The organism is Hymenobacter psychrophilus (assembly GCF_900107135.1).
In the GTDB taxonomy this organism is placed as follows: domain Bacteria; phylum Bacteroidota; class Bacteroidia; order Cytophagales; family Hymenobacteraceae; genus Hymenobacter; species Hymenobacter psychrophilus.
Genome location: NZ_FNOV01000006.1, coordinates 278,887 through 305,254, shown reverse-complemented (window position 1 = coordinate 305,254; position 26,368 = coordinate 278,887). Strand labels below are relative to the sequence as shown.

The window sequence follows — 26,368 nt, the reverse complement described above, 5'->3', positions numbered from 1 at the left end:
CTCGTTTTTCAGCTAACAGCTAACAGCTAACAGCTAACAGCTAACAGCTAACAGCTTAAAAAACCCTACCAGATGCGGGCACGTTGCTGCTCGGTGCGGACCATTTTCGCGGGCTCTTTGCAGCCGAAGGCTTCGTAGAACTCGGGCATGTTCATGAGCGGGCCGTTGGTGCGGTATTGGGCCGGCGAGTGCGAGTCGGTGAGCACCTGCTGGCGCAGGTATTCGGGGCGGGCGTTGGTGCGCCATACCTGGGCCCAGGCCAGGAAGAAGCGCTGCTCGGGCGTGAAGCCGTCGTAGCGGGGCGGCGGGGTGCTGCCGTACTTCTGCATGAGCTGCTTTTCGAGGGCTGAGTAGGCCAAGGCCAGCCCGCCGAAGTCGGCCAGGTTCTCGCCCATCGTCAGCTTGCCGTTCACGAACACCGAATCAAGCGGCGAGAAGGCCGAATACTGGCTCCCAACCATATCGGCGCGCTTCGTGAACTCCGTCGCGTCTTCCTTAGTCCACCAGTCGCGCAGGTTGCCTTGGGCGTCCGACTGCCGGCCGCGGTCGTCGAAACCGTGCGTGATTTCGTGGCCGATGACCGCGCCCATGCCGCCGTAGTTGACCGCGTCATCGGCCTTGGGGTCGAAGAAGGGGGGCTGCATGATGCCGGCCGGAAACACGATTTCGTTGAGCGAGGAGTTGTAGTAGGCATTCACCGTGGGCGGCGTCATGCCCCACACCGAGCGGTCGATGGGCTTGCCGTAGCGACTCACGTTATCCTGGTTTTCCCACTCGCGGGCGGCCAGCACGTTCTGCAGGTACGACTCGCGGCTTATGTTGAGGGCCGAATAGTCCTTCCACTTATCGGGGTAACCGATTTTCACGGTGAACGAGTTGAGCTTCTTCATGGCCTCCTCCTTGGTGGCCGGGCTCATCCACTCCAGCCCCTGGATATGCTCACCCATGGCCTCCTTGATGTTGGCCACCATCTGCTGGGCCTTCACCTTGGTTTCGGGCTTGAACGCCTTGTCTACGTACAACTGGCCGAAGGCCTCACCCAGCGAGCCGTCGGTGGCCCGTAGCATGCGCTTCCAACGGGGTTGCTGCTGCTTGGCCCCGCTCAGCACCTGCTGAAAACGGAACGACTCCTCGACGTAGGCCTGGGGCAGCGCCGAGGAAACCGACGACACCAGGTGCCAGCGCAGGTAGGTTTTCCAGTCCTGCAGCGGCTCCTGCGTCAGGGCCGCGTTGGCCTCCTTCAGGAACTCGGGCTGGCCAATAATCACCTCCTGGGCCGCGGCCAGGTTGAGGGCGGGCAGCATGGCGGGCAGGTTCAGGTTGGGGAACTGCTTGCTGGCCTCGGCCACGTTCATCTTGTTGTAGTTGGCGTAGGGGTCACGCAGGGCCACGCGGTCTTTGCTGGCCTTGGCCAGGCGGGTTTCAATGCGCAGCACCGTGGCGGCATGCTTGGCCGCCTCGGCGGGCGTGTTGCCCAGCATTTTAAAGGTGTTGTTGAGGTACACCGTGTAGGCCGCCCGGATGGTTTTGGAGCGCGAATCGTCCTTGAGGTAGTAGTCGCGGTCGGGCAGGCTCAGGCCGCCCTGGCTCAGGTACAGCGCGTACTCGTCGCTTTTCTTGCGGTCCTGCGACACGCCCAGGCCGAACACCGAGCGTGTTTGCAACTGCTGGGCGCGCACCAGACCCAGCTGCAGATCTTTCAGGCTCTTGATTTTGTCGATGCGGTTCAGCTCGGGGTTGAGGTACTTAAGGCCGGCCTTCTCGATGGTCGTCGAGTCCATGGCCGAGGCGTAGTAGTCGCCCACCTTCTGCAGGTTCGAGCCCCGCGCCGCCGTGGTGTTGGCCGCCGACTCCTCCAGAATCTGGCGCATTACGGCCTCGTTCTGGTTGATGAGCCCATTCCAGGAGCTCCAGCGCGACTCGGCGGCCGGCACCGGATTGTTCTTCAGCCAGGTGCCCGAAGCATACTGGAAAAAGTCCTCGCAGGCCGACACCGAAGGATCGATATTGGCCGGGTCGAGGCCCACGCCGGGCATGATGGGGCCGAGTTGCGGGGCGGCCGCAGTGCTGGCGGTAGTAACCGGCGTGCTGGCCGCGCAGCCGCCCAAAGCCAAGCCGGCGGCGGTGCCTAAAGTGAGTAACAGGGTACGTTGTGGCGTCATGGGGTTGTGGGAATTGGTGAGGGGAATTAAACATTTTTAGAGTTAGCTCCCCTCCTTGGAAAGGAGGGGCTGGGGGTGGTTGATACAGCTTGAACGATTACTAAATCTAATTTCTAGAAACTGTCCAACGCTAATCAACCACCCCCAGCCCCTCCTTTCCAAGGAGGGGAGCTAGTTTCTAGCTTCTGGTACTACCAAATCTTGGCCCGCTCGTCTTCGGCCCGAACCATTTTCTGGCCGGGCTGGCAGCCGAAAGCCTGGTAGAACTCGGGCATGTTCATGAGGGGGCCGATGGTGCGGTACTGGCCGGGCGAGTGCGGGTCGGTGAGGATTTGTTGGCGTAGGGCTTCGGGGCGGATGTTGGTGCGCCGCAGCTGGGCCCAGCTCAGGAAAAAGCGCTGCTCGGGCGTGAAACCGTCGATGAGCGGACGCTGGCCCTTGCCGTAGGTTTTGTCGAGCTGCTTCTGCAGGGCGGCGTACACGATGGTCAGGCCGGCGAAATCGGCCAGATTCTCGCCCATGGTCAGCTTGCCGTTCACGTACACCGAATCCAAAGGCGAGAAGGCCGAATACTGGGTGCCCACGATGCCCACGCGCTTGGTAAACTCGGCTGCGTCGGCCGGCGTCCACCAGTCGCGCAGGTTGCCCTGCGAGTCGTATTTGCGGCCCGAGTCGTCGAAGCCATGGGTGATTTCGTGGCCCATTACGCCGCCAATGGCGCCGTAGTTCACCGCGTCGTCGGCTTCGGGGTCGAAGAAGGGCGGTTGCAGGTAACCGGCCGGAAACACGATTTCGTTCATCGGCGGGCTGTAGTAAGCGTTGATGGTGGGCGGCGTCATGCCCCACTCGGTGCGGTCAATCGGCCCGCCAAACTTGCTCACGTTCTGCCGGTAGCTCCACTGCCGGGCGGCCAGCATGTTCTGCAGGTACGACTCGCGGCTGATGTTGAGCGCCGAGTAGTTCTTCCACTTGTCGGGGTAGCCGATTTTTACCTGCAGCGCGGCCAGCTTCTTCAGGGCTTCCTGCTTGGTGGGCGCGCTCATCCAGGTGTTGGTCTGGATGTGTTCGGCCATGGATTCGCGGATGTTGGCCAGCATATCCAGGGCCTTCTGCTTGGCGGCGGGCGGGAAGGCCTCATCCACGTACAGCTGCCCGAAGGCCTCGCCCAGCGTGTTGTCGGTGGCGCTCAGCATGCGTTTCCAGCGCGTGGGCTGCTGCCGGGCCCCGCTCTGCACCTGGGCAAACCGGAACGCCTCGTCACCAAACGCCTTGGGCAAAGCCGAGGTCAGCGACGACACCAGCTGCCAATCGAGGTAGGTTTTGAGCTCGGCCACCGGCGTCTGCTTCAGCACGTTGCTTAGCTCCTGGAAGAATTCCGGCTGGCCCACAATTACCTCGGCGGCCGTGCCCAGGCCGTTGGTTTTCAGCAGTGCGGGCAGCCCCATGTTGGGGAAGCGCTGGTTGGCTTCGGCCAGCGTCATCTTGTTATAGCTGGCATAAGGGTCGCGCAGCGAAACCCGGTCTTTGCTGGCCTGGGCCAGGCGGGTTTCGAGGCGTAATACGGCTTTAGCTTTTGCCGCAGCGACCGTTTCGCTCTCACCCAGTAGCTTAAAGGTATTGGTCAGGTACTGCACGTAGGCCGTGCGCACGGCCAGCGAACGGGCGTCGCTTTTCAGGTAATAGTCGCGGTCGGGCATGCTCAGGCCGCCCTGGCTCATGCTCACCACGTACTGGCTGCTGTTTTTGCGGTCGGGTGTGACGCCGGCCCGGAAAAAGGCGCCGGTGCCCAGCGTCTGCTGGCGGGCAATTTCGGCGCGCACACCGGCCAGGTCGCGGATGGCCGCAATGCGGGCCAGCTCGGGCTTGAGGTATTTGAGGCCGGCTTGTTCGAGGCCCACCGAGTCCATGCCCGAGGCGTAGAAGTCGCCCACTTTCTGGCGGTTGCTGCCCGGCGCGGCGCTGCGGTCGGCGGCGGCATCATCGAGCAGCTGGCGCAGCTTGGCCTGGGTGCGGTCATTGAGCAGGTTGCGCGGGCCCCAGCTGGAGGCATAGCCCGGCACCGGGTTATTGCGCAGCCAGTTGCCGCCCGAAAACTGGAAAAAATCGTCGCAGGGCTCCACCGAGCGGTCGACATCGGCCAGGTTGATGCTGCGACCGGGACCCAGGTCAGCGGGGGCAGCAGGCGCGGGGGCCGCCGGGGCGGTTTGAGTGACGGTCGCGGGCTGGGTGGTAGCGCAACCGGCCAGCGTCAGCAGCAAGGCCGCTGCCGCCCCGGCCCGGTGAGGAGTGGAAAGGTTGTTCATGCAGGAAGATAAAGACAAGGCTTGAAAGCAAGGTCGTGAAATAGAGCCACAAGCTGCAGGCTTTCAAGAAAACGGTCATTCCGAGCGAAGCGAAGAATCTCACGTGCCATACTAACCCCTGACAGCAGGATTATTTTGGCACGCGAGATTCTTCGCTTCGCTCGGAATGACCGTTTTTTTTATTCAGTCCGCCTGTCGTTTCAGGCCTACCGTTTGGGTTGGGCCCGTTCGTACTGCACCGGCCACTTTACATCAACCCCTAACTCGTGGGCGGCATGAAGCGGGAAGTAGGGGTCGCGCAACGACTCACGGCCCAGTAATACCACGTCGGCTTGGCCAGAAGCTACAATTTCTTCGGCCTGTTGGGCATCGGTGATGAGGCCGACGGCACCGGTGGGCAGACCCGTTTCGCGGCGTACCTGCTCGGCGAACTGCACCTGGTAGCCGGGGCCCACCGGAATGTCGGCCTTGGGCACATTGGCGGCCGTCGAGCAGTCGAGCAAATCCACGCCGGCATCCTGTAGCAGGCGGGCCAGGCGCACCGAGTCGTCGCCGGTCCAGCCGCCTTCGGTCCAGTCGGTGGCCGAAATGCGCACCCACAGCGGCCGGTCGTCGGGCATTTCGGCGCGGGTGGCCGCCACCACTTCCAGCAGCAGCCGGACGCGGTTTTCGAACGAGCCGCCGTACGCATCGGTGCGCTCGTTGCTAAGGGGAGACATGAATTCGTGCAGCAGGTACCCGTGAGCCGCGTGCAGCTCAATTACCTCGAAACCAGCCTCAACGGCCCGGCGGGCACCCTGCCGAAAATCCTCCACTACCTGCTCGATTCCGGCTTTGTCCAGAGCCTGCGGAGTTGGGTAGTCGTCACTGAACGCAATAGCGCTGGGGCCCACGGTGGTCCAACCGCCCTCAGCCGGGGTCAGAGTCTGGCCACCTTTCCAGGTGTTGGCGTGGCTGGCTTTGCGGCCGGCATGGGCCAGCTGAATGCCCGAGGCACCGCCTTGGGTGCGGATGAAATCGGTGATGCGGCGCAGGCCGGGCACATGCTCGTCCTGCCAGATGCCGAGGTCGTCGGGGGTGATGCGGCCGACGGGCGTTACGGCGGCGGCTTCGAGCAGCACCAGCCCGGCCCCGCCCACGGCCCGCGAACCTAAATGCACCAGATGCCAGTCGGAGCTAAAGCCATCAACGGAGCTGTACTGGCACATGGGGGAAATAACGATACGGTTGCGGAGCGTGACGTTGCGCTGAGTGAAGGGCTGAAACAGATGAATCATTCTTGTAGTGAGTTGTCGGTTGTCAGATGCCGGTTGATAGCCGTCTTACGCGGTGATACCGAATCGGGAGGGTTCATAACAAAAGTGGCGGCCAATGTTTTGGTTACCTCGTTATCCTCACTGACAACCGACAACCGACAACCCCAAGCTGATAACTAATCATATGCACACCGTCAAAGCCGTTCATCAAGCCCAAAACGCCCCCGTGGGCGACCTGACGACCTACCGGGCCCTGCCCACCCGCTCGCTGCCGCACCTCGACCCGTTTCTGTTTCTTAACCACCACGGCCCGCAAACCTACCCGGCCCACAACCGCGGCCTGCCCTTCGGCCCCCACCCCCACCGCGGCTTCGAAACCGTTACGTTTATTCTGGAAGGCGACATTATGCACCAGGATTCGGGCGGGCACCGCAGCGTTATCGGGCCGGGCGGCGTGCAGTGGATGACGGCCGGCCGCGGCCTGATTCACTCCGAAATATCCTCCGACGAGTTCAAGCAAGCCGGCGGGCCGCTGGAAATTCTGCAGCTCTGGATAAACCTGCCGGCCCGCCTCAAACTAACCGAGCCCCACTATATCGGCCTGCAGGAACCGCAAATTCCGGCCGCAACGCTCGATGAGGGCCGCGTAGTCCTCCACGCCGTGTCGGGCGAGTGGGCCGGCACCGCCGGGGCCGTGCGGCCGCTCACCGATATGGCGCTGGCCACCTTCAACTTCCGGCAGCATGGCCACTTGCGCCTGCCTGTTGCGGCCGGGCGCACGATTTTCTGCTACGTAATCCGGGGCCGGCTTCGGATCAATGGCCGGGAGGCCGAAGCCCGGCAACTGGTTGATTTCAACTACGATGGCGACGCGTTGGAAGCCCAGGCCCTGACCGATGACGCCGTGCTGCTGCTGGGCCACGCCGCGCCGTTCGGGGAGCCCATTGTGGCGGCCGGACCGTTCGTGATGAATTCCGAAGCCGAAATCCGCCAGGCCTACCAGGATTACCAGGCCGGCCTGTTCGGCACCTGGGCCGACTGACCTAAGCTACGCCGGCAAGCTGGCCCACCCGGCCCTAAAAAAGCCGGCCCGTTGCGCAACGGGCCGGCTTTTTTACAGACGAAAGATAGCAAACTGCTAGGGCGCCACCACTATTTTTTGCTGATACAGGGCATCGGCACTCTGCACTTGCAGCAGATACACGCCGGTTGTCAGCGCTTCCAGGTTCAAGTGGGCCTCGGTCTGCCGGGCGGGCACTTCCCAGCGGCGCACCAACTGGCCCCGCAGGTCGAGCAGCGTGGCGGGCCGGGCCTGGGTGGCTGGTGGCAAGGACAGCGTAACCGACGTTTGAGCGGGATTGGGATACACTTGCAGGGGCAGGATTACCGCGGCCGCCTGGCTCGTTACTACGGGGTTGGTGAGGCGGGCCAAGCCAATGCGCGGCTGTCCGGCCACGTAGCGGAACGAGCCGTAAAGCACGATTTTGCCATCGGCGGGTTGCAGCGCTACGCCGCCGCCACCCCGCGTGCCTACCGCCAGCATATCATCCGAGCCAAACGCCAGGGGCAGCGCCACGGGACTGAAGCTGCCATCCAGGCGGCCATCGGGCGCCAGCCGTAGCAGGGCGTTCGACGCGTAGTCAGTAAACGGCAGGATCCGGGTAACCAGCAGGCGGCCGTCGGGCTGTACCGCCCGAACGGTGTACTTGTCGGCTACTCCCGTAAAGGTGGGGTCGAGGGCCCCGTCAACGGTCAGGCGGACCAGCCCGTAAGCCACGGTTTGGCCATTGAAAGTGGCACTGTTCAGGTCGCTTAGCACAAGCTGGCCGTTGTCCTGCATCACTACCCGATAGCTCCCCGAGCCGGCTCCGGTGCCCGCAGCAAAAGTATTGTCGGGCGTGCCGTCGGCATTGAGGCGCACCATCGTCAGGCCCGCCGGCCCCTGCGAATCGGAGCTAACTATCACCAGCTTGCCGCTGGGCTGCCGCAACACCTGCCGCACCAGGCGGCCGGATGGGCCGGCAGGCGGCGTAAACGTATTGTCGGGGCTGCCGTCGGCATTTACGCGCACCAGCCCGCTGAGACCACCGAAGCTGCCGTAGCTGGTAAACAGGCCGTATAGCAGCGCTTTGTTATCAGGCAAAGCTACCATGCCCCGCGGCTTATCCGGGCTGATGGTCGAGCCGGGGTCCAGCATTTGTCCCACGAAACCCTCATCAACTGCCCCATCAGGCAGTATTCTTATTACCGGATTGCTCAGCAAGTAGAAGCTGCCATCGGAATGCACGGCCAGGATGGTGGCAGACGAGGCGGCAGTGAAGGTTTCATCCAGCGTTCCATTGGGGTTGAGTCGGCGGATGGTAGAAAAGTAGCTGTCTGGCAGGGCCTAGCCGTTGAAATTCCCGAATTCGCCAAACACCAGCAGCTTTCCGCTTGGCAGCGTCACCAGCTCCCTGATGGAGCCCCGGGCTTCAATCAGAGGGGCAAAGCCGGCGATATGCTGGCCGGTGGCGCTCAGGCGTAGCAGTCCGGTTTGGGGCAGCTCGTTATACTCATTGAAGTCCCCTCCAACCAGAATATCCCCGTTGGGAGCTAGGCTGAGCGCACTGCAAGCACCATTCGGGCCGGCAATAGGCGCGAAACTAAGGTCCAGTTTACCAGTAGCGTCGAGGCGCACAAACTGGTGACGGGAGATACCATTATAGTAGGAGAAGAGCCCGGAAACGATAATGCCGCCATTGTTCTGAACGGCAACCCGCAGAATGGTGCCGGCTTCGTTGGGGTCGGCGAGGTTGGGCTGGAAGCTGGCATCCATCCCTCCATTCAGCAGGCGGCGCGTCAGGTTGCGGGTAACCTGCCCGTCGAAGCTGGTGAATCTACCGGCAATAAGCAGCTTGCCATCCGGCTGCTGGGCCAGGGCGTTCACGGTGCCATCGGCTCCCGGTGTGGCGCTGGTGCCGATGGAAAACGAGGCGTCGATGCTGCCGGTAGCGGTCAGGCGCACCAGGTTGCGGGCCGCTTGCCCATTGAAGGTCGTGAAGGTGCCGCCCAGCAGAATCCGGCCATCTGCCTGCACCAGTACCGCGCGGGCGGTGCCGCTGGTAAGGCCCGTGCCCACGTCGAAGCTGGCGTCGCGGGTGCCGTTGGCGTTCAGCCGGACCAAGCCGCCCGCTGGCTGCCCCGTAAAGGTTGCCCCCGAGGCCACCAGGATTTTCCCGTCGGGTTGCAGGGCCAGAGCCGTTAGCGTGCGGTAGTCGTCGGGGGCCGGATTGTAGGCGAACGTAGGGTCGAGGGAGCCGTTGGCGTTCAGGCGCACCAGCATAACCCGCGGCTGGCCGTTGAAGGTGGTAAATGTGGCCCCGGCCACCAGAATTTTTCCATCGGGCTGCAGCAGCAGGTCGTTTATATAGCCATTGGCCCCGGTTCCGTTGGGGTTGAAGGTGGCATCGGTGCTGCCATCGGCGTTGAGGCGCTGCAGCTTGCCGACCAGCGCCCCGTTCACGAAGTCGAAGCCCCCCGCCACCAGAACTTTGCCGTCGGGCTGCACGGCTAGCGTGTTCACGTTTTGGGGGGGAGTGTAAGCGAGCGGCGTTTTCAGTACCGTTGGCTGAAATGAGGGGTCCAGCACCTGAGCCCGCAAGGCCGGTGCCAGCCCGAGCCAGCACAGCAGCACCATCAAAAAATGGAAAGTCTGAGTAGATTTTTTAAGCATCGTAACGCAGTAAGGGCAGGAAAACCGGGTAAAATATCCGGCAAATGTAATTGGGTAATACAATACCGCTGGTGAGTCTATTAGCCGTCCTCCTATAAGATTCGGGAAGTAGATAACCGCGCATCTTTTCTTGCTCCCTTCCTCCCGAAGGCGTGGCCGTTGCGTAAGCGAGTGGCGGTTGAAAAACAAAGCATAGAGGAGTTAACAGAGCTACTCCAAAAACTGGATTCGGGCCGGATAAAACACAAAGGTTGCGCACAATCATTTTCTGTCGTACATTTGTAACCGAATCTGTTACTTACTTCAGTATGAACACCCGCTTTGCCGTCGCAACACACATCCTGGCTTACCTGGCGCACTCGCCGGGGCAGCCGGTATCGTCGGATGTGCTGGCCGGCAGCGCCGGCACGCACCCGGTAGTGGTGCGGCGGCTGCTGGGCGCCCTGCGCACGGCCGGGCTGGTGCAGAGCCAGCGCGGCACCGGCGGCGGCACGCTGCTGGCCCGCCCGCCGGCCGACATTTCGCTGCTCGACGTGTACCGGGCCATGCAGCAGGCCGAGTCCGACCTGTTTCAGGTGGGCAGCACCACCCCCAACCAGGAGTGCAACCTGGGCCGGGTAATGCAGCAGACGCTCGAAGAAATGTTCGGCCCGGCCATTGAGGCCATGTGCACCGCACTGGCGGCCGTGTCGGTGGCCCAGCTGCAGCAGCAGCTGCATCAGCGGCTGGCCGATTGCTGCCCCCACAGCTCGGCCTGACCTAACGGCGGTGCCCCTGGTGCGGGCAGCTTCTTTACTTTTTCTTCTTGCTTCTGCCAGCTTTCGCGCAGAAGCGTCTTTTTTGCCGGCGGCCGGCCCTTATGGGTCTGCCAGCCGGTTTCAGCTCATGAAAAAATCAATTGGCGCAGGACTACTCCTGTTTGCCTTCGCGGCCGGCGGCACCGTAGTGCCCCGCTGGCTCGCCCCCTCCCAACCGGCCCCGGTTTCCGCTGTGGTGGCCTTGCCGCTGGTGTCGGCTTCGGCACCAGTGGCGGGCGAGCCGCTACTGGCGGGCCAGCGCGGCCGGGTCCACGAGGTGTTCTACCACGCGGGCCAGTCGGTTCGCCGCGGGCAGCTGTTGCTGAAGCTGCTGCAAAAGCAGCCCAGCGTGCAGCAGCAGCAGTTACAGCTCCGGCTGAAGCGGCAGCAGCAGACCTACGCGGCTCTGCTGAATCAGGCGGCTCCGGCCGAGCAGCTGGTAGCGGCCCAGGCTCAGCTGGCCGCCACCCGCGAGCAGCTGGCGCGGGCTGTGCCCATGCTCAACTTCGTGTACGTCACGGCTCCGGCCGATGGCCTGCTGCTGGCGCCTACCGCCCACGCCGGCGACCAGCTCCGGCCCGATTCGCCGGTGGCGCAGCTGGCCCCGCTGCCCACCCCCGATACTACGCCGCTGCTCAGCCACGTTGAGTAGGGCCCCAACAGTTCGTTTTTCTGCTTTTTGATTCTCCCATGGAAAATATCATTCGTTATCAGGTGGAGCGGATGCTGCTACGCAAGCGCCGCAACCCGGCGCTGGTGATGCAGCCCGGCACCCGTCTGCAGCAGGACATCGGCCTCGACTCCATCGACCTCGTGGAGCTGGCCATCAATTTGGAGCAACGCTTTCATATTGAAATTCCCGACGCCGAAATGGAGGATCTGCGCACCGTGCAAAATGTGCTCGACTGCGTAGACCAGCACCTGAGTGTAGCCCCGGTGGCCGTGGCCGCGGGCGGCCGGTAAACTTCTGCAGCCCGCCGGTGCGGCTGCCCGCTCAACTGCCAGCCAAAGCCCGGCTATACCCTAATCCGGTCCGGCTGCGTATCTTTTTGCATGATTCCACTCATTACTTACACGCCCCGCCTGACGCTGGTTGCCGCCAGCCGGGCCCTGCTGATTGCCGAAACTGCCAAGCCCCAGTATTTCCCTGTATTACTTGGGGCTCAGCTGCCCGAGCACTGGCCCCCACCCGAGTACGATGCCGAAGTGCAGCAGCATTTTCTGGAGCAGCTCACGGCGGGTGGCCGCGAGGCGGCGGGCTGGTACGGCTGGTATGCCCTGCTACGGGCCGGCGCCGAAGTGGCGGCCAACACGCTCGTTGGCACCGCCGGCTTCCACGGTCCGCCCGTTGACGAAACGGCCGAAATAGGGTTTGCCGTAGTCACCGACTGGCAGGGCAAAGGGCTGGGCACCGAACTGGTGGCGGGCCTTGTACGCCACGCCGCCGACACCGATATGGTGCGCTACCTCACTGCCCGCATCAACCCCGCCAACGCGCCCGCCCGCCGGGTGCTCGAAACCAGCGGCTTCCAGCAAATCAGCGAAGCCCCCGACACCGAAGGACGACACCTGTTCGGCCGCAACGTAACGGCGGCGGATAAGAATGAAAAAAGGGCGTAGAAACCCCACCTTCCGGAAAAGCCGAAGGGCCTTAGCCAGTTGAAACGAGTCGTTGTTACGGCCGTTTCAGCTGGCTAAGGCCCTTCGGTTGCTTTGAAGAGCAAGTTGCTGCTGCTCAGCGCTACTTACTCGCCCGTACCTTAATCTTCTTGGTGGTTGGGTACTGCAGGTCGAGGGCAACGAGCGTGTCGCGCAGGGTTTGGGCAACTACGTGGGCTTTGTACCAGTTCTGGTCGGCGGGCACGATGTGCCAGGGGCAACTGGCGGGGCTGCAGTTACGGAACGCGTCTTCGTACACGGCGCGGTAGGCGGGGCGCTGGCTGGCTTTTTTCTCGTCGCCGGCCTCATATTTCCACCGCTTGTCGGGGTCGGTTACGCGCTCCTGCAGCCGCTCGTGTTGCTCCTCCTCCGATACGTGCAGGTAAAATTTGAGCACCGTAGTGCCGGCCTGCTGGAGCAGCTTTTCAAAGTTATTGATGGCCGTGAAGCGCCGTCGGGCCTCGGCATCGTCAATCAGCCCTTCCACGCGGGTGATGAGCACATCTTCGTACTGCGAGCGGTTGAATACCTGCATCATGCCCCGGGCGGGCGTCTGCTGGTGAATGCGCCACAGGAAATCGTGCGCTAGCTCGGTCTCAGTGGGCTCTTTGAACGAATACACCCGCACGCCCTGGGGATTTATGCCGCTGAACACGCGCCGGATCAGGCCGTCTTTGCCGCTGGCATCCATCCCCTGCAGAATGATGAGCACGCTGTGGCGGCCCTCGGCGTACAGGCGGTTCTGCAGCTCTATCAGCTCTTGCCGGAGCTTCTTGTTGGCCCGCTTAGTGGCCGCTTTATGTACGCTGCCGGGCGCGCGGGTAGGCAGTTGGGTAAGGTCGAAATCAGCCATGCGGGTAGTGTTTGGGGCCTAATGGGTAGCGCTTAGATACAGAAAAGTCATTTCGCGCATGTGGCGCACAAAGCCAGAGTCGAAAAACTGCGCGTGGTTCTTTAGGTGAGTATGGAAACGAATCAGGCCAGGTTCTTCGCGCTGAATAACAGGTTGCCAACAGCCGCCCGCTTACTTTCCTACCGTGCCCAGGGCGGCGAGCGTGAGCGGGCCTTCCGATACGTAGCGGTGCTGGGCGCTCAGGCCCACGTCCTGCAGGTCCTGGAGCAAACCGGCCCCCACGGCCTCGGTCGTGAAGGCTTCGGTCGTGGTCGAAATCAGGGTGATGGGCCGATCGGGCAGGCCTACGAGCGTGGCGCGCCGGTCGATGGAGGGCGGGAAAACGGGTGCGTAGAGCAACAGCCGGTCGTAGTGGGTGCGGCCCCCGGCCAGCCAGCGGCAGGCTGCGGCCGCGCCGCTGCCGTAGCCGAGCACCGTAACAGGCACACCAGCGGGGCAGTGGGCCAGCACTTCGGCGGCTAGCTCGTCGAGGTAGGCGGTCAGATCGGCTAGGTCGGGCAGCAGCGAATCGGCGGCAAACCAGGAAGCCACCGTGAGGGGCGCTCCGGCGGGGCCGGCTGGCATAGTGTAGCGCGAGAGAGCCTCGGGCAACACCAGCAGCCGTTCAGGCGTATCAAAATTAACGAGCTGGGCCGCAAAATCGGCCAGCGCCTGGCTTTCGCCGTGCAGGCAGAAAAACACGTGCTGAATATCGGCACCCGGCTCGCCGAGGCTGATATAGCGGGCCGTGCGGGCCGTAGAAATGGTTTTAGGCTCCATAGCGCGAAGGGGCTGAAGTTGATTGTCTGCACCCGTGTACGCAACGGCTGGGTTTTCCGCCGCCCTGCGGAAAGCAACACACCTGCTGCTGCGCCCGACACAATGGCCGGACCAGCGAAAAAATACTCCTGCAACCGGACTTTATGGCATTGTGAAGCTTGTAGCGCCTTATGTTCATCCTTGGTATAACTTTTGAATTAAGTCAGTCACATCAACAGAAAGGACCCATCTTATGAACCTGATCAGCAAAGAATTTATCCGTAACATCGCGCCTCAGCTCGACCTGCTCAACACCCTGGGTGGCGGCGTCGCGCAGGCCCAGGTGCGGATTGATAAGCGGGAGAAAGGCGTCATTATCCGCGTGGCTCTTCCCTCAGTCAATCCGCAAAACTTCCACGTCGTGCTCAATGAAAGCACCCTGACCGTGTACGCCGAGTTCCGGCACGAGCCCGATGACAAGCTGGCCGCGCCCCTGTTCAGCCGCACGCTCAGCCTGCCGGCCGGCCTCAACGTCAGCCGCATCGATGCCGTGTTTGAGGGTGCCGAATTGCTCGTGCGTATCCCCTACGCCGCCAACGGCGAGTCGCGCGAAATCGACATCAGGCAGCGCTAAGCCGCTTTTCATTGCCATAACGCCGGGACCGACCGGCCCACCTGTATCACCTGGCCACTGCCCTCAGCAGTGGCTTTTTTCATGCAAAAATTCAGGAGAACAGCGGAATCAGCAAGGCGAAACCAACGAGCAGCGAAAGGTAGAACCAACCCATAAGCTGGCCCCGCAGCCGGCGTGGCAGCCGGTTGCTGAGCACCAGCACCGCCACCACTACCAGCGTCAGGTGCAGCAGCAGAAACACCACCGTTTTCACCCAATTGCTCACAATAGTGTTTTCGGGCTGCAGTTGGTCGGCAATGCCGAGGCCCGAGGTAACAAAGCGCAGCAGGTAGTACGCGGCCGTTTCGAAAGCCACGAACAGGCCGGCTCCCACTAAAAAAGCCAGTGGTCCGGTTTTCTGCTTGATTTCGGCCATGGGCGGTGAAGTGGTGATGAGATGAATGGGTGAGGAGGGGATAAGGTGATGATAGAGGTATAGGGTTGTAGGGTAGGAGGGATAATAGAACAGTCATTCTGAGCGAAGGCGCAGCCGCAGTCGAAGAATCTCTACCGCCAAACTAACTCCCGACGACAGGATTACTTCGGCGGTAGAGATTCTTCGACTGCGGCTGCGCCTTCGCTCAGAATGACTGTTCTATTGTTTTCATCCCCTTCACTACCAGCCTACGACTTCGCCTTGCGCAGCTCTGCCGTGCGGGTGTTGATGTACAGCTCCTCGACTTTGGCGCGGGCCCAGGGCGTGCGGCGCAGGAAGGTGAGGCTGGATTTGATGCTCGGATCCGTCGAAAAGCAGTTGATGCGGATGCGGCTGTCCAGCTCGGGCCAGCCGTAGGCCGCCACCAGATACTCCAGAATCTGGGCCAGCGTAACCCCGTGCAGCTCCCGAATCAGGCGGCCCGATTCGTCGCGGGCATCGTGGGCGGAGGGAGGGGGGGATTGGGACATGGCGAAGAAATTTAAGAAGCCGAAGGTGCGAAAAAACCGGCGGTTGCGCCCAACCCATCGGGACTTTGCGGCGGCCGGGGCACCAACTGGCCGGGTTGGGGCGTTACCTTTACTTACGTACCGCCGGTTATATGCCCCTTACGTCGTCTTCCTCGCCGCGGCGCCCGCCCCGCTCGCCCCAACCCCGCCGTGCCACCCGGCGGTGGCTGGGCTGGCTGCTGGCCGGGCTGCTGCTGGCTGGCCTGGGACTTTACGGACGCTACGCGGCCCAGCTCAACCGCTACGCCCGCCGGGCCTACGCCACGCTGCTGGCCGGCTCGCTCACGGGGCGCGAGAAGACCCCGCTCCGGACTGACTACGAAGTGCACGGCATCGACGTTTCGGCCTACCAGGGGCGCATCGACTGGCCCCGGGTGGCCAGCCACGAGGTGCGCTTCGCTTTCATCAAAGCCACCGAAGGCGGCACGTTGCGCGACGCCCGCTTCGGGCGCAACTGGCGCGAAGCCCGGGCGGCCGGCGTCTTTCGCGGGGCCTACCACTACTTCCACCCCAACTCCGACGCCACCCGGCAGGCCAGCCTGTTCACGCGCACCGTGCCGCTCGGGCCCGGCGACCTGCCCCCCGTACTCGACGTGGAGCACGCCAACTTTCACGACGTGGCCCAGATGCGGCGCGGGGTGGCCCTGTGGCTGCGGCTGGTGGAGCGCCACTACGGCGTGCGGCCTATTCTGTACTCCAACTACGGCTTCTATCAGCGCCACCTGGCGGGCCATTTCGACGATTATCCGCTCTGGCTGGCGCACTACGAAGTCGACCAGCCCAAGCTGCCGGCCAGCCGCTGGATTATCTGGCAGCACTCCGACGAATCGTACGTGCCCGGCATCCGGGGGCCAGTTGATTTCAACGTGTTCCAGGGTAGCTTCGAGCGGCTGCGGGCCCTGCGGATTCCGCCCAAACGGCCGTAGTGCTCCGGCCAGACTATCATTTAGCCGTTAACTTTACTGCTATGCGCTACTTCATCCAACTTGGGCTGTGCTGCGGAACCGGGCTGCTGCTGGCTGGTTGCGCGGGCAGTACGGCCTTTACCGAATCGGGCAAAGCCTCATACTACGCCGACAAATTTAACGGCCGCCGTACGGCCAGCGGCACCGTGTATCGGCCCGGTAAGCTCACGGCGGCCCACAACACGTTGCCCTTCGGTACCCAGGTGCGCGTAACCAACCCGCGCAACCACCGCTCAGTAAAAGTGGTGGTAACCGACCGGGGCCCGCACGCCAAGGGCCGCATCATCGACCTTTCGAAGAAGGCAGCCCGCAAAATCGACATCATCGACGCCGGCGTGGCGCCGGTAACCCTGAAAGTAATCCGCAAAGCCCGTTAGCCGGGCCCGCCCGCTTCATCTCCTTCTACTATGCGCATCCGTAAAAAAATCCGCTGGACGGCCCCCGCTGCGGCCGACCGTTTCGTCCAGCTCAGCTCCTTCATTCAGGCGGCCGAAGACGAAGGCTGGCGCGAAGACGAGGTTCAGTTCGTCATCAACGAAATCGTGGAAGCGCCAAACGAGGCCGAGGTAGCCCTCATCTTCCAGGATTACAGCCACTAGCTTCGATCAACGATGACAGATGACAAAAGCAGGGGTTGATTCGAGCTTACGCCTGCATCAACCCCTGCGGTATTACTACCTGTTTTCGCCACCCAAACGGCCTTCATGCAGGTAGTGACGAGCTTACGGACAGCGCCCGGCAAGCGCGCAAATAGCGCCGCAATGCCCGCCTACCGCTTCTTTTTGCCCTTGGCTTTCATGATCTGCACCTGCCTGAGGCTGTCCTGCTCAGCCTTCATGGCGCGGGTAGTCAGGCGGCCGGTCAGCGACATGTAATCACCTTCCTGGAGGCGAACGGTGGTACCGTCGGCCATCATAATGGTGCCATCGGGTTGCACCTTGGTGCCGTTTACCAGGGCCGACTCGGTGCTGATGGCGCCGGTGTGGGCGTCGCGCGTTTCGAGTACCTTACCGTCTTTCATCAGGAAGCCGTCTTTCATGGTAGCACCATTGGATACCATGCGGGGCTTGGGCTGCACGCCGCGGCGGGCGGGCGGGGTGGCGGCCTTGGTTTGGGCTTGCGCCGCAACGGCTCCGCCCAGAAGCAGAGCGGCTGCGAGAGAGACGAAAAATTTCATAAAGCAAGAACTGTTGAGGTGAAAGTAAGAACGGCCGGGGCCAATAGTTCTCCGGTAACCCGTAACGGTCCGGGTTCGTTCTAAAGTATTGACCGGCTTGCCATCTACCAAATTCGGGCCGGTTTTCCTTCCGTCCCTCCGCCCTACTCTCCCGTGGACTACAAAGATTATTACAAGACGCTGAGCGTCGAAAAAACGGCCACGCAGGACCAGATAAAAAAGGCCTACCGCAAGCTGGCCCGTCAGTACCATCCCGATCTGAACCCCGATAACGCCGCGGCCGAGCAGAAATTCAAGGAGGCTAACGAAGCCCACGAAGTACTCAGCGACCCGGAAAAGCGCCGCAAGTACGACCAGCTGGGCGCCGACTATCAGCGCTACCAGCAGGCGGGCGGCCGTCCCGGCGGCAGCGGTGGCGGCTTCGATTGGTCACAGTATCAGCAGGGCGGCGCGGCCGGCGGTGGCGACCCGTTTGGCGGGGCCGACTTCTCCGACTTTTTCGGCTCTATGTTCGGGGGCATGGGCGGCAACGGCGGGGGTGGCAGCCGCCCCCGCACCGGCCAGGACTACCAGGCCGAACTAGAACTGACACTGGAAGACGCTTATACGGGTGGGCCCCGCACACTCACCGTCAATGGTAAAAACCTGCGCCTTACCATTCAGCCCGGCGTCGAGGACGGGCAGGTTATCCGGTTGCGCGACCAGGGTGGGCCGGGCCGCAACGGTGGGCCGGCGGGTTCGCTCTACATCACACTGCGCATCCGGCCCGATGCCCGGCACGCCCGCACCGGCAACGACCTGACCATGGACGTGCCGGTAGACCTCTACACGGCCCTGCTGGGGGGCGAGCATACCGTGGAAACGCTGTCGGGGGCCGTAAAAATCAGCATCAAGCCCGAAACTCAGAACGGTACCCGTCTGCGGCTGCGCGGTAAGGGTTTCCCGATTTATCGCCAGGACGGCCAGTTTGGCGACCTGTACCTGCGCCTTTCCATCAGCCTGCCCCAGCACCTGACGGAGCAGGAAAAAACGCTGATCCGCCAACTGGCCGAGCTCCGCAATCAATAGCCGTCGGGCTTTTGCAAACGGACAAACCGGCGGTACTGAGGTGGATGGCTAGCGGCTCAAGTCAGGTGAGAAAATAATTTCGAACGAAGGCGAACAGCGTAAAAGGAAAACCATGGAAGCGGCTATTATTACGATTACTTTTCGGGAATGCGTGGTGCGCTATGGGCTGAGCGAAGCCGAAGTGCGCGAATTTGTACAGCTGGGGCTGTTGCACCCGGCCCCCGATGTGCCCAACGCGCTGCGCGAGGAGCCCGAGCGCGTTGCCCGGCTGGCCCGCCTGCATCAGGAGCTGGGCCTGAGCAAAGACAGTCTGGATGTGGTGCTGAACATGCACCAGCAACTGGAGCAGCTGCAGCTGGAGGTGCGCCGGCAGCGGGCCCGGGTACGGCAGCTGGAAAACTTTCTGGGGGGCCTGGGGCCCGTGCTCGACTTCGAGTAGCAGTGGTGGTCTGTTTCCCCGATCGGTAGCCCGAACCAGATAGTGCGAATTGACCAATAGCCGGTTATACAGCGGCTTTTTATTGCCTGCAAGCTCCTTTATGTACAGGCAACTTTTTATCTCTTAGCCAAGTATAGAAAACCATTCTGCGTCCGCAGAGTGCTCTCCCGTCACTTTTCCCTCTCTATATGCTTCCACGCATTCCCCTTTCCAAGGTGTTGGCGCTGGGTATAGCGGCCTGTACGCTGGCTCCGCAAGTATCCCAAGCCCAAACTTCCGACCGTAAAACCAACATCAGTGTCTACTACAACTGGCTGCAGTACCACGGCGACCTGGGGTCGGAGTGGTTCAAGCACGACAAGGTAGAGTACGGCCTTGGTCTGACGGTAAGCCGCTACATTGCTCCGGGCCTCGACATCGGTCTGGACCTGAGCTACGGCGACATGAAGTTCTCGGCCGACTATCCAAAGAACACCCAGTTTCCTATCCGGCGCTTTGATGCCAACGTGGTGAACGTGGGCGTTCCGATCAAGCTGAAGCTCAACAACGGCTGGGCGCTGAAGGAGGATGCGTTCATCGCGCCTTACTTGGTGGTACAGCCCGGCGTATTCTTCGCCAGCCCCGATCTGTACGACATCAACGACAAGGTTGTCGGCAACTCGGACGTGTACGCGTTCGACATTGCTGCCGCAGCCGGTATCAAGTTCAACTTCTCGGAGGCTTTCGGCATCTTCATTCAGACCGGCCAGCACTACCCGCTCACCGACCAGATTGACGGCATTACCAACGTTGGGAAGAAGAACGACCGGTACCTGCAGCACAAGCTGGGCCTGAGCTTCAACCTCGGCAAGATGGCTGACGAGGACGGCGATGGTGTGGCCGACAAGAAGGACAAGTGCCCCGGCACCCCGGCCGGCGTGGCCGTGGACATGAACGGCTGCCCGCTTGACGGCGACAAGGATGGCGTTCCGGATTACCTCGATAAGTGTCCGACGGAAGCCGGTGTAGCCGCCCTGGAAGGCTGCCCCGACCGTGACGGCGATGGTGTACGTGACAGTGAGGACAAGTGTCCTGATACTCCTGGCAAAGCGGCCCTGCAGGGTTGCCCCGATGCCGATAATGATGGCGTAATTGACCAGAACGATAAGTGCCCCGATACTCCGGCCGGCGTGCAGGTAGATGCCACCGGTTGCCCGCTCGACGGCGACGGTGACGGTGTAGCTGACTACCTCGACCGTTGCCCAACCCGTCCGGGCCCTGCCTCCAACAAAGGCTGCCCCGAGATGAAGGTAGAGGAGAAGAAGCGTCTGGAAGAAGCTACTAAGTTCATCCAGTTCGAGTTCAACAAGGCCGCTCTTAAGCCTTCGTCGTACTCGACCCTCGATGCCCTGTCGAAAATCATGCAGGACTACCCCGACTACAACCTGAGCATTTCGGCCCACGCCGATAGCAAGGGTGAGGATAATTACAACCTGCGTCTGTCGGATGAGCGCGCTGCTTCGGCCCGTGCTTACATGCTCAGCAAAGGCGTACCCGCTGACCGCATCGTGTCGAAAGGCTACGGCGAATCGAAGCCGATTGCCAGCAACAGCACCGATGCCGGCCGCGCCCTCAACCGTCGCGTCGAGTTCGATGTGTACCTGCCCGGCGACCCAAATCCAGCCGTGGAGAAGTACGGTCCTGCTCCCGAAATGATGGAGGCTCCGGCCGTGGCTCCCAAGGCTCCGGTGAAGAAGGCTCCGGTTCGTAAGCCTGCCCCGCGCCGCAAGTAATTCCGGCTCAGGTAAAGTAAAAAGCAGCCCGCTCAGTTGAGCGGGCTGCTTTTTTTATGTGCTCTGGGGTGGTTTTGAGCGCCCATAAAAAAAATATTCTATCTGGAATATAGCAAGTGTTACGAACTGTTCGTAGAATTACGAAACAATCATAGCATCTCATATGGAACGACTTACCCAACCCGAGGAGGACGCCATGCGCATATTCTGGGAGTTGCGCGGCGGCTTTATCAAGGACGTGCTGGCGCAGCTTCCTGAGCCGCAACCGCCCTACACCACGCTGGCTTCTACGGTGCGCAACTTGGAGCGCAAAGGCTACCTCAGTGCCGAGAAGCTGGGCAATACCTTCCGCTTCACACCCGCCATCGAAGCCGAAGAGTACCGCAAGCGGTTTCTGGGCACCTTCGTGGGCGACTACTTCCGCAACTCCTACAAAGAGCTGGTTTCCTTCTTCGCCCAAGAGCAGAAAATCAGTGCCGAGGAGCTGAAAGAAATTGTGCGCCTTATTGAAAACGGCCCGCCGAAATGAGCACGCCCGAGCTGTTGCCCTACCTGCTGAAGGTGAATGGGGCCCTGGTGCTGTTCTGCGGCATCTACTACCTGGGGTTGCGGCGGCTCACGTTTTTCGGGCTGGCCCGTGCCGCACCGCGTCCGGCTGAGCTGCTGCGCCTGCCCATCGAGTGGCCCGCGTTGGCCCTGCCGCCTGTAGCGGTAGCTCCGGCCGCTACCAGCTGGCTGCTAGTGGCTTACTGGACCGGCGTAGCGGTGTTTGGGTCGCGGCTGCTGATGCAGCTGCTGGCCGTGCGGCGCCTACACCGCCGTTCCCGCCCCCAGCAGCTGCACGGCCAGCCCTTCCGGAGCCTGAGCGGGCCAGTGATGCCCTTCGCCTTCTGGCAGACGGTGTACCTGAACCCTGCCCGGCACCCGCCCGGCGAGCTGCCCGCCATTCTGGCCCACGAGTATGGACACGTGCGCCTCTGGCACACGCTCGATATTCTACTGGCCCAACTGAGCCTAGTGTTCTACTGGTTCAACCCGGGGGGCTGGCTGCTACGCCGGGCCCTGCACGAAAACCTGGAGTTTCAGGCCGATTACCAGGTGTTGCAAGCCCGTCCGCACGAGGCCAAGTCGTACCAGTATGCGTTGCTGCACCAGAGTATCGGGCGCGGTCCGGCCAACGATTTAGTGTGTCATTTCAACTTTCATCTCCTTAAAAACCGCATTGCCATGATGAACCGCCCCCGCTCTGCCCGCCCGCTGGCTGTCCGCTACCTCCTGCTGCTGCCCTTGGTTGGGGCATTATCGCTTGGGAGCTGCGAGAAGCGTGCTTACCCCGAACCCAGCGTGGCAGTTAGCCAAGCCCAGAACGCCAGCAGCCCCGAAAACGGGCTCTACTTCGTTGACGGCGCCCCGGTAGCGTATGCGGCCATCAACCAACTGGACCCTGCTGCCATTGCGAGTATGAATGTTCTAAAGGGCCGCAAGTATCGCCCCGGCTTTAATGAAGCAGCCTTCGAACGGGACTTTGGTGTAGTGGGCGAGCGGGGCATCATCCTCATCCTCACAAAAGTACCTGCTAATCCAGCCGTGCTGGAAGCCTTCAACAAGAAATATAATATTACATACAGCCAGCAGGATCCGGCTGATAAAGTGCTGGCTGAAAAGATAGTAGCTGGTCAGGGTCTGACGGCAGACGAATTACAGGGCCGGCTGCTGATCATGAATGAGAAGGAAGTGGCGGCCGAGAAATCGAAGGTCGCGGCCGGTCAGTTGAAGAGTGTATTTGTCATGAGCCCCGAGCAGGCTGCCAAAAAGTATGGCGAGAAAGGAGCAAAGGGCGCTGTCCTGATTCAGACGAAATAGCACTACACATTGCTTTCACAGCCCCCTGTTTTATGGTCCATCACACATACAATACTGTCCTGATTACGCTGTCTGGCCCAAACGCAGTCGAGGCCGCCGCCGCCGCTAGATAACGTAGAAGTGATGCCCTTGTAACCGCAGAAGCCGTTCATACGCCGACCCGGTAGCACAAAATAGGGGAGAGCGTCCAAAAGGGCTCGATTTTCGTACTGATTAAGGACCGTACAAAATAAAGCCTGCCTTCAGGAGTTTATACCGCCGGGTCGGTTGTCATATGCAACCAGCCCGGCGGTATCTGTATCTTGTTGGTTACAAGTCCTCCATCCTTCCTATACTCCTTCTTATCTATGTCATTTTCCCTTGTCTTAGGCGCGGTGCTCGTAACGGCCGCCCTCAGCCTGGCCGGCGTTGCCCGGGGCCAGAGCCAGCCGGCCGGCGCCGCCGAAACCCGTGCCGCTGCTGCCCCGAGCCTGTATTTCCTCGACGGGCAGCCGACGGCCAAAAAAAATATCGATGACCTTAACCGCCGCACGATTGCCTCGGTGCACGTAGTGAAGGGCGCGGAGGCCATCCGTATTTTCGGGGCTGCGGCCGGCGAAGGCGTAATGGTTGTGGTGACGAAACGCAATGTAGCTTCGGCCGCCGTGGCCGAGTTCAACCGCCGCTACGACATCCGGCCCGTAGAGGCGCCGGTAGTGGCCACGCCCCCGGCCCCGCCCGTGCAGCACTAGCTGGACAGTGAGGCGACGCGTATCATTCTGGCTGCAGGTATCGTATGAAAGGTTTTAACCTTTTGACTGATAGAACTATGCTTCGCTATTTCATTCTGACTGCGCTATTAGCTGGCGGCGCGACTTCGGCCGCTACGGCCCAAACCACTGAAGTCGAAACTCACCTTGCCCCTTCCGACACTACGAACCGGGTGGAGGGTATCTATGTGGCCCCTGGCATGACCGGGGCCCCTAAGCAGCAGGTAACTACCGACTACGACAACCAGCCTCTGAAACGGGCAAAGACCAGGAAAAGCAAGTCGTCGACGCTTACTTCTGACGAGCCGCGCCGGCCTTAAGTGGCCCATTGGCCAACGCTGGCCCCGGTAGGAGCGTATGGCAACGGACCGGCTAGCCGGGTCCACCTGATTCTGCCCGCATGACAACTGCCACTGCCTCGCTCGCCGACTTTCTCGACCTTACCTACCGGCCCGATTTGGGCCTTATTACCGCCCGCTGGCTACGGCCAACCACTTCGGGAGAGTTGCGGGCGGGTTACCAGTTGCTGCTGCGCCACGCCAGCACCTGCAACGCCTGCCAGTGCTGGCTGGTTGATGCCCGTCGCCGCATCGGGGTAGACCTGGACGATGTACACTGGCTCACTGAGCACTTCTATCCTACCCTGCGGCAGCAATTAGGCCACCACGTTTTCCTGGCTTTTCTGGTAGCTCCCTACCAGCTCGACGATGCCCAGGACGAAACGCTGCCCTCCCTGCCCCACACGCACGGCGACTACTGCTCGGTACGCCAGTTCACCGATGAGGGCGAGGCGGTACGCTGGCTTTGTTCGCGCCGGTAGAGGTGCGGTGGCGGTAGCGCCGGTTTTTGTACTATGAGAAGTAGGGGTATTTCGTTGCCTTGCAATAAGACAATTTATTGCAAGGGGGATGAACCGTGCAAAAGATTCGTGGAAAGATGAATTTTTATAGCGCGTGTATTTGCTTTACCTTCATTGTGAGCTAGGTACTTCAATAGTAAGACCCGTAGTTCGCTTCTGGCAGGCATTTCCAATCCACCCTTCTCTTCCTCTCTATGTTCAAAATGCTACTTTTCTTGCTGCTGGCTTTTGCAATGATGCTGGAGCCCGCGCCGGCCCGCGCAACTACCAGCGCGCCCGCGGTTGCAGCCGGTACTGCACTACTGGCCCCGACTGCTACGTTGGGTGGCTTTTTCCGGCGTGCCCCCCGCAAGGGTCGTCCCAACTACATGACCTACAAGGGCGGTGCCCGTAAAAAGATGAAGAAGCTTGGTCCTGTGCGCCGCTGGAAGCTGCGCCGCAAGGCCCAGGCCAAACGGCGCACCCACGTTCCGAACGTGAAGGCCGGGGCTCCGACCCGCGTGATGAAAAAATAGCCAGCCTTACTAAGCCACAAAAGCCGCTTCCTGCCAAGGAAGCGGCTTTTGTGGCTTAGTAAGGCTGGCATTGCCGGCCAACCAAACGCGGCGAGGCTCGTTTAGTAAGCAGCGGCTCCGCCAAAATAGAAGGCTGTCCAATCGACCACTCCGTAGCCGGCCGTCGCCCTGCGCAGCTGCCGGGCTACGGCCGGTTTGGGCGTATGCAGCCGGTGGCGTGTGCGCTCCTCCAACCCATACCTGCATGAACGAAGTAATTGAAATCCGCCATTTGCGGGCCGAAGACTATGAATCCTTTAATGCGGCCATGCGCCGGGCCTACCCCGAAATGGGCAGCTATTGGCCCGCCGAGTCGCTGGCGCGGCTGCGGGACCTGTTTCCGACGGGCCAGTTGGTGGTAACCATGAACGGAACCGTAGTGGCGGCGGCGCTTTCCATCATCGTGGAGCGCGCCAAGTACTCCGATGATCATACCTACCGCCAGATTACCGGCGACTATACCTTCAGCACCCATAACCCGGCCGGCGACACACTTTATGGCATCGAGGTATTCGTGGATCCCGAGTACCGTGGGCGGCGCCTGGCGCGGCGGCTCTATGAGGCCCGCAAGGAGCTCTGTGAGCGGCTCAACCTGCGTACCATTGCGTTTGGGGCCCGCATTGCCGGCTACCGCGAGCACCAGGATACATTGACGCCCAAGGAGTACGTGCAGCGGGTGAAAAACCGCGAAATTCTGGATCCAGCGCTTAATTTCCAGCTTTCCAACGACTTCCATCCGGTGCGCGTGATCCGGGGGTACCTGCCCGGCGACGAGGCCTCGGGCAACTATGCCCTGCTCATGGAGTGGGACAATATGCTCTACCACGAGCGGTCCGCTACGGCGGTGGCGCCCAAAACCCAGGTGCGCCTGGGCTTGGTGCAGTGGCAGATGCGCCTCTATGATGGCGTAGAGGATATGTTTCAGCAGGTCGAGTATTTCGTGGATGCGCTGGCTTCTTACCGGGCCGACTTTGCCCTGTTTCCCGAGCTGTTCCACGGGCCGCTGATGGCCGAAACCAACGAGCTATCCGAAATTGATGCTATCCGTAAGCTCAGCCAGTTTTCGGATGAAATCCTGCGTCGTTTCACCCAACTGGCCGTTAAGTACCACATCAACATCATCACTGGCTCGATGCCCGAGCTGGCCGCCGACGGCCAGCTGCTGAACGTGGGCTACCTGTGCCGCCGCAACGGCACAACGGAACGCTACGAGAAAATCCATGTAACGCCCAACGAGGCCAAGTATTGGGCCCTGAAGGGAGGCAACCGCCTCCAGACCTTCGATACCGACAGCGGCCGCATCGGCATACTTATCTGCTACGATGCCGAGTTCCCGGAGCTGGCTCGTTTGCTGGCCAACCAGGGCATGGATATCCTGTTCGTACCCTTCCTCACCGACACTCAGACGGCCTACTCGCGGGTGCGGCACTGCGCCCAGGCCCGGGCCATCGAAAACGAGTGCTACGTGGCCATTGCCGGTTCGGTGGGCAACCTGCCCCGCGTGAAAAACATGGATATCCAATACGCTCAGTCGGCCGTGCTTACGCCCTGCGACTTCTCGTTTCCTACCACCGGCGTTAAGAGCGAGGCTACACCCAACACCGAGATGATTCTGGTGACCGACGTCGACTTATCCATTCTGGACAAGCTGCGCCAGCAGGGCAGCGTACAGAACCTGCGTAGCCGCCGCCACGATGTGTACTCGCTCAGCTCGGCCGAGCTGATGCCTAAGCATTAAAGCAACTCCCGGGTGCTGCAACCAAT

29 protein-coding genes are annotated in these 26,368 nt (G+C 61.5%); 19 read left to right on the top strand and 10 right to left on the bottom strand.

What is annotated here, in order from left to right:
* Positions 1-65: 65 nt before the first annotated feature.
* The 3 genes from BLW21_RS11335 to BLW21_RS11325 all read right to left on the bottom strand — a co-directional run bounded on the left by BLW21_RS11335 (position 66) and on the right by BLW21_RS11325 (position 5,742).
* The gene (locus BLW21_RS11335; protein ID WP_092740060.1) at positions 66-2,162 is read right to left on the bottom strand and encodes a M13 family metallopeptidase; all 2,097 of its coding nucleotides are present in this window, start codon (positions 2,160-2,162) and stop codon (positions 66-68) included.
* Positions 2,163-2,353: 191 nt separating this feature from the next.
* On the bottom strand, positions 2,354-4,465 hold the full coding sequence (locus tag BLW21_RS11330; protein ID WP_092740058.1) for a M13 family metallopeptidase: 2,112 nt from the start codon (positions 4,463-4,465) through the stop codon (positions 2,354-2,356).
* 206 nt (positions 4,466-4,671) lie between these two features.
* Positions 4,672-5,742, bottom strand: coding sequence for an NADH:flavin oxidoreductase/NADH oxidase (locus tag BLW21_RS11325; RefSeq protein WP_092740056.1), 1,071 nt, complete (start codon positions 5,740-5,742; stop codon positions 4,672-4,674).
* 163 nt (positions 5,743-5,905) lie between these two features.
* Between BLW21_RS11325 and BLW21_RS11320 the strand changes: the two genes are divergently transcribed.
* Positions 5,906-6,763, top strand: coding sequence for a pirin family protein (locus tag BLW21_RS11320; RefSeq protein ID WP_092740054.1), 858 nt, complete (start codon positions 5,906-5,908; stop codon positions 6,761-6,763).
* A gap of 96 nt (positions 6,764-6,859) precedes the next feature.
* Here the strand turns inward: BLW21_RS11320 and BLW21_RS11315 are convergent, their stop codons facing one another.
* Both BLW21_RS11315 and BLW21_RS11310 read right to left on the bottom strand, forming a co-directional pair.
* Positions 6,860-7,918 (bottom strand): T9SS type A sorting domain-containing protein, encoded by a 1,059-nt coding sequence (locus BLW21_RS11315; protein ID WP_092740052.1) that lies wholly within the window; start codon positions 7,916-7,918, stop codon positions 6,860-6,862.
* 189 nt (positions 7,919-8,107) lie between these two features.
* Positions 8,108-9,433 (bottom strand): WD40 repeat domain-containing protein, encoded by a 1,326-nt coding sequence (locus BLW21_RS11310; RefSeq protein ID WP_092740050.1) that lies wholly within the window; start codon positions 9,431-9,433, stop codon positions 8,108-8,110.
* A 308-nt stretch (positions 9,434-9,741) separates the two neighbouring features.
* Between BLW21_RS11310 and BLW21_RS11305 the strand changes: the two genes are divergently transcribed.
* The 4 genes from BLW21_RS11305 to BLW21_RS11290 all read left to right on the top strand — a co-directional run bounded on the left by BLW21_RS11305 (position 9,742) and on the right by BLW21_RS11290 (position 11,850).
* A complete protein-coding gene (locus BLW21_RS11305; protein WP_092740048.1) occupies positions 9,742-10,191 on the top strand; it encodes an Rrf2 family transcriptional regulator in 450 nt (149 codons plus the stop codon).
* A gap of 127 nt (positions 10,192-10,318) precedes the next feature.
* Entirely contained in the window at positions 10,319-10,882 is a 564-nt protein-coding gene (locus tag BLW21_RS11300) for a biotin/lipoyl-binding protein (protein ID WP_092740046.1), read from the top strand.
* A 38-nt stretch (positions 10,883-10,920) separates the two neighbouring features.
* Entirely contained in the window at positions 10,921-11,193 is a 273-nt protein-coding gene (locus BLW21_RS11295) for a phosphopantetheine-binding protein (RefSeq protein WP_092740044.1), read from the top strand.
* 90 nt (positions 11,194-11,283) lie between these two features.
* Entirely contained in the window at positions 11,284-11,850 is a 567-nt protein-coding gene (locus BLW21_RS11290) for a GNAT family N-acetyltransferase (protein WP_092740042.1), read from the top strand.
* 121 nt (positions 11,851-11,971) lie between these two features.
* On the opposite strand, the gene BLW21_RS11285 is transcribed toward BLW21_RS11290, so the two are convergent.
* Together BLW21_RS11285 and BLW21_RS11280 are read right to left on the bottom strand one after the other, a co-directional pair.
* Complete coding sequence (locus BLW21_RS11285; RefSeq protein WP_092740040.1) at positions 11,972-12,742, bottom strand: PPK2 family polyphosphate kinase; 771 nt, start codon at positions 12,740-12,742, stop codon at positions 11,972-11,974.
* Between the two features lie 171 nt (positions 12,743-12,913).
* Positions 12,914-13,561 carry an alpha/beta hydrolase gene (locus BLW21_RS11280; RefSeq protein WP_092740038.1) on the bottom strand — a complete coding sequence of 216 codons (648 nt, stop codon included), beginning with the start codon at positions 13,559-13,561 and terminating at the stop codon, positions 12,914-12,916.
* Positions 13,562-13,793: 232 nt separating this feature from the next.
* Here BLW21_RS11280 and BLW21_RS11275 point away from each other — a divergent pair, with 232 nt between their 5' ends.
* The gene (locus tag BLW21_RS11275) at positions 13,794-14,174 is read left to right on the top strand and encodes an Hsp20/alpha crystallin family protein (protein ID WP_092740036.1); all 381 of its coding nucleotides are present in this window, start codon (positions 13,794-13,796) and stop codon (positions 14,172-14,174) included.
* Between the two features lie 91 nt (positions 14,175-14,265).
* Here the strand turns inward: BLW21_RS11275 and BLW21_RS11270 are convergent, their stop codons facing one another.
* Both BLW21_RS11270 and BLW21_RS11265 read right to left on the bottom strand, forming a co-directional pair.
* The gene (locus tag BLW21_RS11270; RefSeq protein WP_092740034.1) at positions 14,266-14,589 is read right to left on the bottom strand and encodes a hypothetical protein; all 324 of its coding nucleotides are present in this window, start codon (positions 14,587-14,589) and stop codon (positions 14,266-14,268) included.
* Between the two features lie 248 nt (positions 14,590-14,837).
* Positions 14,838-15,119: a VF530 family DNA-binding protein gene (locus BLW21_RS11265; protein WP_092740032.1), complete on the bottom strand. Its 282-nt coding sequence runs from the start codon at positions 15,117-15,119 to the stop codon at positions 14,838-14,840.
* Positions 15,120-15,250: 131 nt separating this feature from the next.
* Here BLW21_RS11265 and BLW21_RS11260 point away from each other — a divergent pair, with 131 nt between their 5' ends.
* Genes BLW21_RS11260 through BLW21_RS11250 form a run of 3 tightly spaced genes read left to right on the top strand, consistent with a single transcriptional unit; the run spans position 15,251 to position 16,722 of the window.
* On the top strand, positions 15,251-16,084 hold the full coding sequence (locus BLW21_RS11260; RefSeq protein WP_092740030.1) for a glycoside hydrolase family 25 protein: 834 nt from the start codon (positions 15,251-15,253) through the stop codon (positions 16,082-16,084).
* Between the two features lie 41 nt (positions 16,085-16,125).
* Positions 16,126-16,500: a septal ring lytic transglycosylase RlpA family protein gene (locus BLW21_RS11255; protein ID WP_092740028.1), complete on the top strand. Its 375-nt coding sequence runs from the start codon at positions 16,126-16,128 to the stop codon at positions 16,498-16,500.
* Between the two features lie 30 nt (positions 16,501-16,530).
* On the top strand, positions 16,531-16,722 hold the full coding sequence (locus BLW21_RS11250; protein WP_092740026.1) for a hypothetical protein: 192 nt from the start codon (positions 16,531-16,533) through the stop codon (positions 16,720-16,722).
* A 170-nt stretch (positions 16,723-16,892) separates the two neighbouring features.
* On the opposite strand, the gene BLW21_RS11245 is transcribed toward BLW21_RS11250, so the two are convergent.
* Complete coding sequence (locus BLW21_RS11245; RefSeq protein WP_092740024.1) at positions 16,893-17,300, bottom strand: DUF6799 domain-containing protein; 408 nt, start codon at positions 17,298-17,300, stop codon at positions 16,893-16,895.
* Between the two features lie 153 nt (positions 17,301-17,453).
* Here BLW21_RS11245 and BLW21_RS11240 point away from each other — a divergent pair, with 153 nt between their 5' ends.
* The 10 genes from BLW21_RS11240 (at position 17,454) to BLW21_RS11195 (ending at position 26,342) form a co-directional block, all read left to right on the top strand.
* The gene (locus BLW21_RS11240; RefSeq protein WP_092740022.1) at positions 17,454-18,368 is read left to right on the top strand and encodes a DnaJ C-terminal domain-containing protein; all 915 of its coding nucleotides are present in this window, start codon (positions 17,454-17,456) and stop codon (positions 18,366-18,368) included.
* 112 nt (positions 18,369-18,480) lie between these two features.
* Positions 18,481-18,807, top strand: coding sequence for a chaperone modulator CbpM (locus BLW21_RS11235; protein WP_092740020.1), 327 nt, complete (start codon positions 18,481-18,483; stop codon positions 18,805-18,807).
* Positions 18,808-18,995: 188 nt separating this feature from the next.
* Positions 18,996-20,579, top strand: a complete 1,584-nt coding sequence (locus tag BLW21_RS22055) for an OmpA family protein (protein WP_092740018.1) — start codon at positions 18,996-18,998, stop codon at positions 20,577-20,579.
* Between the two features lie 163 nt (positions 20,580-20,742).
* The gene (locus BLW21_RS11225) at positions 20,743-21,108 is read left to right on the top strand and encodes a BlaI/MecI/CopY family transcriptional regulator (RefSeq protein WP_092740016.1); all 366 of its coding nucleotides are present in this window, start codon (positions 20,743-20,745) and stop codon (positions 21,106-21,108) included.
* Positions 21,105-22,442 carry a M56 family metallopeptidase gene (locus BLW21_RS11220; RefSeq protein WP_092740014.1) on the top strand — a complete coding sequence of 446 codons (1,338 nt, stop codon included), beginning with the start codon at positions 21,105-21,107 and terminating at the stop codon, positions 22,440-22,442. Before BLW21_RS11225 ends, BLW21_RS11220 begins: the two co-directional genes overlap by 4 nt.
* A 347-nt stretch (positions 22,443-22,789) precedes the next feature.
* A complete protein-coding gene (locus BLW21_RS11215; RefSeq protein ID WP_139255181.1) occupies positions 22,790-23,173 on the top strand; it encodes a hypothetical protein in 384 nt (127 codons plus the stop codon).
* A gap of 77 nt (positions 23,174-23,250) precedes the next feature.
* Entirely contained in the window at positions 23,251-23,511 is a 261-nt protein-coding gene (locus BLW21_RS11210) for a hypothetical protein (RefSeq protein WP_092740010.1), read from the top strand.
* A gap of 80 nt (positions 23,512-23,591) precedes the next feature.
* Positions 23,592-24,011 carry a hypothetical protein gene (locus tag BLW21_RS11205; RefSeq protein WP_092740008.1) on the top strand — a complete coding sequence of 140 codons (420 nt, stop codon included), beginning with the start codon at positions 23,592-23,594 and terminating at the stop codon, positions 24,009-24,011.
* Positions 24,012-24,253: 242 nt separating this feature from the next.
* Complete coding sequence (locus tag BLW21_RS11200; protein ID WP_139255180.1) at positions 24,254-24,565, top strand: hypothetical protein; 312 nt, start codon at positions 24,254-24,256, stop codon at positions 24,563-24,565.
* 244 nt (positions 24,566-24,809) lie between these two features.
* The gene (locus tag BLW21_RS11195) at positions 24,810-26,342 is read left to right on the top strand and encodes a bifunctional GNAT family N-acetyltransferase/carbon-nitrogen hydrolase family protein (RefSeq protein ID WP_092740004.1); all 1,533 of its coding nucleotides are present in this window, start codon (positions 24,810-24,812) and stop codon (positions 26,340-26,342) included.
* The last annotated feature ends 26 nt before the right edge of the window (positions 26,343-26,368 follow it).